General features: G+C 31.2%; 4 protein-coding genes. All 4 read right to left on the bottom strand.

What is annotated here, in order from left to right:
* Nucleotides 1-622 precede the first annotated feature (622 nt).
* Nucleotides 623-2182 carry a putative ABC exporter domain-containing protein gene (locus ACREVX_RS06205; RefSeq protein WP_431543301.1) on the bottom strand — a complete coding sequence of 520 codons (1560 nt, stop codon included), beginning with the start codon at nt 2180-2182 and terminating at the stop codon, nt 623-625.
* A complete protein-coding gene (locus ACREVX_RS06200; RefSeq protein WP_431543300.1) occupies nt 2179-2880 on the bottom strand; it encodes an ABC transporter ATP-binding protein in 702 nt (233 codons plus the stop codon). The genes ACREVX_RS06205 and ACREVX_RS06200 overlap by 4 nt, the downstream gene beginning before the upstream one ends.
* Before the next feature lie 196 nt (nt 2881-3076).
* Nucleotides 3077-3565, bottom strand: a complete 489-nt coding sequence (gene ilvN / locus ACREVX_RS06195; protein WP_431543299.1) for an acetolactate synthase small subunit — start codon at nt 3563-3565, stop codon at nt 3077-3079.
* A gap of 16 nt (nt 3566-3581) precedes the next feature.
* Nucleotides 3582-5192 carry a biosynthetic-type acetolactate synthase large subunit gene (gene ilvB / locus ACREVX_RS06190; protein ID WP_431543298.1) on the bottom strand — a complete coding sequence of 537 codons (1611 nt, stop codon included), beginning with the start codon at nt 5190-5192 and terminating at the stop codon, nt 3582-3584.
* Between the last annotated feature and the right edge of the window lie 556 nt (nt 5193-5748).

Genomic DNA, 5748 nt, shown 5'->3' with positions numbered 1-5748 from the left:
AAGCTCATTACATACTTTTAGTCTTACGACTAATATTACTTTTCTATAGTAATTGACTGGTTTAGCAAAATATTATTTTGCTAAGTTTACCTATTTCTCTGTTTAATTTTCAAAGACCAACTCGCTACGCCATCAAGTGACGACTTCTACTATAATACTAGTTATTTCTTGTTTTGTCAACTAATTCTTTTAATAAATTTTCATTTAAACTTGTTAAATTCAATTAACATTTTACCTTTATGCCACTCGCTGGTGACGACAAGGAGTATTCTATCATATTTTTATAATCACAATTTCATCATATAGTTACTCTAGCTAAATTATCTTCATATTCCAACATATATATCTATATAATTCAATATTACACATTAAGATACGCAAGGAAAAGTATTTTCAATATTCGACTTATATGCAATAATAATCATCATCTAAATCAATTTTAATAACAGCAAAACCATAGAAAGACAACTTCTATGGTTTTGAATGATAAAAAAACAGTATGCACATTTATTTTTAACAAGTATTATATTTTATCCATTAATCGAGTTCTTTCTTATTGAACATTTTTTCTCCACTCCTAATTTCTATATAACGTATAAATGCATAATCAGAATCCCAATTTTTAAAGTTCAATATTTTCAAATACTCCCCTGCCAAGAAACAGTATTAAAGCGCTAAACAAAAGATTATAAGTAATAAATGCACCGTACGCTAATAGCATTCCAATAAGACTATTAGATAAACTATATAATACCCCTAAAAGAATTATAGCAGGCGCGATTATTAAAACTAAAATCGCTATTCTAATAAAAGCTGTAACCATTATGTTATTACCTGAGCCAATAATCCTTCTAGTTAGTATTCCACCATAAATAAAAAGTGAACCTATTGATGCAAATGCAATTATATTAAGAATAATAAGAAGGATACTGCTTTTAAATAATATACCTGTTATTACAAAAACTATAGTTCCATCAACAATATTTTTAAAGTTATCAACAGCTGTTACATAAATAACTTTTTTAAATGCATGATCAGGTATCATATAAATATATGGATTTGATAAATCCCTTTGCCACTTACTATTAAAACTAAAAATTAATTGAAGATATATCATGACTCCTAAAACTAATGTTAAATTCTTAATAGGACTAAATAATCCAGCAGTTATTGCTATAACTGCGTAAATAACTGACATTACGTTTATAAGTGCAAACCCAGTCTTTTTATACTCTAATATTTGTCTCCAGAATATAGCAGATGCAAGAGTTCCCTTTTTAATATACTCTACTTTGCGCACTCTAGTTTTTTTACCAGTTTGCACAAATCTTTCACCAGTCCGCATTGACGCGATAGCTGTTTCTTTAAGTTCTGTTGAAGCTAACACATCTTCATAATAGTCAAGTTTCATAGAGTAAACCACATAACAACAAAGCGCTCCAGACGCTACAATTAATCCTGTATAAACAAAAAACATGCTGCTTATGCCATTCATTGAAGATATTATTATTTCCCTTGCCCAACCATACACCGGTATATATGGGATAACCGAACTATTTAGCAATGATGAAACAGCTTTTAATGGTGACCTAGTTATATATAGTTCTATAAAGTATACAATAATTATAGCTACCCCTAAAAATTTAAAGGTGTTTCTTAAAATAACCTTATTTCTTTGGCTTTTAGAAGCCACTGAATATAATAACATCTTTAGTATTGAGGTAAAAATCAGCATAATGAATAATCCAAAGATAATTACTGCCATGCCATAAGACTTAATATTACTAAATCGGTTAATTGTATATCCTTGAAATAGCACGAAAAACACAGCTATAAATGAAGAATATATTTGTTTTAGAAATCCATATATTAAAACCTTTTGAGGACTAATAGGTGATGTAAATACTAGATTAATGTCTGCACTTCTAAAAAAAGTTGCTCCATTGTTTATTGATGAATAAAGGTCTGGCACCGTAAACATTAAAATAAAGGCTCCTACAATTGCATTATATAGTAAAGGATTCAAAATACTTTTCCCGCCCATATCACTCCTACCAAAAATTAAGGCTGCAAGCAAAAATGCTATACATACAATATATGCAATAAGTTTTGCTGGTTTTCGCTTTAATTGTAGAAGCCAATTTTTTATATTCTTTCTTAATATATATAATAATGGCTTCATTCTTTCTCCTCCGTTACATCAAAAAAGAGTTCTTCTAGTGTTTCATTTCTACTCATAAGCTCTTGCCTCGTGCCCGCAAGAACTATATCCCCATTTTTCATTATCAATGCCTTGTCCCAAAAATCATCAACACTGTCTATTATGTGAGTACTAATTAAGATAGATGCTCCACTTTCTTTGAGCTCTACGATGGCTTTCTTCAATTCTTTTATTGCTTTAGGATCAAGACCCATTAGTGGTTCATCAAATAATATTACTTTTGGATGCGTTATTAATGCGCAACAAATACTTACCTTTTGCATCATACCCTTGGACAATTCTTTCCCAAGTTTATTTCTCTTCTCACTTAAATCAAATCTTTCAAGTAAATCTTCAGCTTGATCTTTATAGTTCACTATCCCATAAGCCGCAGCTATATATTCAATATGCTCGTAGATTGTGAGCAAATCAAACATAGAGGATACTTCCGGAACATAAGAAAATATCTTCTTAGCCTCAATAGTTTTATTTTTATGTCCACAAATTTCAATATCACCATCATATTTTAGTAATCCGGCAATACATTTTATTGTAGTACTTTTCCCTGCTCCGTTTGGCCCTAAAAGAATAGCAATTTCGCCCTCATTAACTTGAAAACTAATATCATTTACAGCTAATTCCTTACCATATTTCTTAATAAGCTTTTGTACAATAAGCATATATAATTCTCCTTTAATAGTAATTTTGTTATAATTATAACAAATCACCCATTCTTATACAACTTCTATTCTTACACAACCTCATTGCAGGATATTTCTAAACGTAATGGACATAAAATAATGACACCACAAAATTTCACTCTCGTAGTGTCATTATTTCACTTAGAACCTTCTATTTATAAGAGCTAACCATTTGCTAATCCATTTCTACGCTCTTTTGCAGCACTGCAAGTCCTGTACGAACAACTTCTTTAATACCATACGGTTTCATTAATTCAATAAATGTTGATACCTTGTCTTCATCCCCAGTTATTTCGATTATCATACTCTTTACATTCATCTCCACAATATCACCTTTAAAAATATTTACCGTTTCTATAATAAAGGATCTTGAGCTTTGCTCTAAATTTACTTTTATAAGTGCTAATTCTCTAGAAACAGCTTTTTGAGGACTTAGCTCCAGTATTTTTATTACATCTATTAATTTATTTAATTGTTTTACAATTTGCTCAGTGATTTGCTCATCACCACTTACTACAATTGTCATACGCGAAATGTTCGGATCATCTGTAATACTAACAGTTAAACTGTCAATATTATAACCTCTACGTGTAAATAATCCTGCCATTTTACTTAAAACCCCTGAATGATTTTCAACTAGTACAGATAAAATATATTTATTCATAATTTTCCACTCCCTTCTATAAGGTACTCTCCTCTGCGCTTACAATACATTCTATCAAAAAAGTTTTATTGCTATTCATGGCTTCTTCAAGAGCTTCCTTGAGTTCTGAATTTGAATTAACTGTTTTACCACCAAATTCATAAGCTTCTACTAATTTCACAAAATCGGGATTTTCATTTAACTCTACCCCATAAGTGTTTTTATAGACATTGTTTTGATATTCGTTTACCATTCCAAGCTTTGAATTATTAAATAACAAAAATATTATATTCAAATGATTTTGTCTTATGGTTCCAAGTTCTGACATACTCATTTGAAAACTTCCATCCCCCATCACTGCAACAACTCGTCTATCTGGGAACGCAAGCTTACAACCAACAGAGGCAGGAATGGAATATCCCATTGTCCCAAGTCCACCACTTGTTAAAAATCTTCTATCCTTTGTCATATCAAGATAATGAGAAGTCCAGATTTGGTTTTGTCCTACATCTGCAGTAACAATAGCATCTTCTTCAATCATTTCAGAAAGTAATTCTAAAGCATATTGTGGATTTACCTTCAAATTTGTAGGCCTAGTTTTGGCATATTCTTTTTTCCACGTCGCAATTTCTCCCAGCCACACCTTTGTATCAATTTCAGTTATTTTATCTGTTAGGACTTTTAATATTTTTTTACAATCTCCAACTACGGGAATGAGAGCACTAAGGTTTTTACCTATTTCTGCTGGATCAACATCAATATGGATAATATCTGCTACCTTTCCAAAACTCTTAGAACCCGCAGTTGCTCTATCTGCAACCCTAGTACCAACAAGAATTAGAACATCAGCTTGTGCTATTGCTTTATTTGCATATTGGTAGCCATGAGACCCAATTAATCCAACATTATAAATATACTTTGATATAATTCCATCTTTGCCCATTAATGTGTGTACCATTGGAATCTTAGACTTCTCTATAAATTCAATTAACTCTTTTTCAGCATTTGCAGACATAACGCCCCCACCCACACAAATAAGCGGTCTTTTGCTTGTTTTAATTTTTTCTATTGCCTTTTTTATTTGTCCCTTATGACCATTAATCGTAGGCTTATATCCCCTTATATTAACAATACTTGGATATTCAAATTCAAATTCCGTGTTTTGAATATCTAATGGTATATCCACCAGCACTGGACCAGGTCTTCCCGTTTTTGCTATATAAAATGCCTCTTTCATAATTCGCGGAATGTCCTTTGCGTCCTTAACAAGATAACTATGTTTTGTGAAAGAGTCTGTTGCTCCAATGATATCCGCCTCTTGAAAAACATCTTTTCCAATTAAATCTGTTCGAACCTGCCCAGTAATTGCAATCATTGGTATAGAGTCCGCATAGGCAGTCGCAATACCTGTTATAAGATTAATAGCCCCAGGCCCAGAAGTTGCAAGACATACGCCTATTGTTCTTGTTGCTCTTGCATATCCACTAGCACTATGTCCTGCAGCCTGTTCATGTCTTACCAATATATGTTCTATATCAGACTTTCTTAATGCTTCATATAAAGGTCCAACTGGGACACCTGGATAACCAAACACTATTTTCACATTTTCTTTTTCTAGACATTGAATTATTGCATCAGCAGCTTTCATTTTTATGCCCCCTTTAATTTTATATTTAATAAATATTCATTTAATTAGTTTATATGTTTTTTTTAGATATGAATTTTGAGTATAAAAAAAAGACCTCTTCCCATTGGGGCGAAAAGTCTATCGCGGTACCACCCATTTTTATTTCTTAATTTTATAACGATGTGTAATTCATATGCACCGGCACGGCTTACTTATATGTTATACATATATTGCTATATATAGTAACTATATAATTTCAGCTTACAACTCAAGGGTGAGTTTCAACATTAACTATTTATGAGTTTACAGCTACCCCCACTCTCTTAGAAATATGATAATGTCTACTTTCCCTATCCTAGTTTTCACAATATTCAATTTTTTATTCTTATTATAAGTTAGTATACTTTATGATGTTTTTTTTGTCAACATTTTAAATAATTATTTAATTGCACTATGATTGATTTATGATAATGTCTTACTATACCACATTTGATTATGTCCCAAATTTCAAAAAATATAGTATACTAAAACCTCATGACAAGAAATGAGGTGGGCGTAATTAGAAAGGTGATTTTAA

The organism is Clostridium sp., from assembly GCF_050717545.1.
In the GTDB taxonomy this organism is placed as follows: Bacteria; Bacillota; Clostridia; order Clostridiales; family Clostridiaceae; genus Clostridium_AD.
Note: the sequence above shows the minus strand (reverse complement) of the source record. Positions and strands in the feature narration are given on the sequence as shown.

Coding starts and splice junctions, on each gene's coding strand:
- ACREVX_RS06200 (WP_431543300.1), bottom strand. CDS start 2,880: ATGCTTATTGTACAAAAGCTTATTAAGAAATATGGTAAGGAATTAGCT.
- ilvN (WP_431543299.1), bottom strand. CDS start 3,565: ATGAATAAATATATTTTATCTGTACTAGTTGAAAATCATTCAGGGGTT.
- ilvB (WP_431543298.1), bottom strand. CDS start 5,192: ATGAAAGCTGCTGATGCAATAATTCAATGTCTAGAAAAAGAAAATGTG.
- ACREVX_RS06205 (WP_431543301.1), bottom strand. CDS start 2,182: ATGAAGCCATTATTATATATATTAAGAAAGAATATAAAAAATTGGCTT.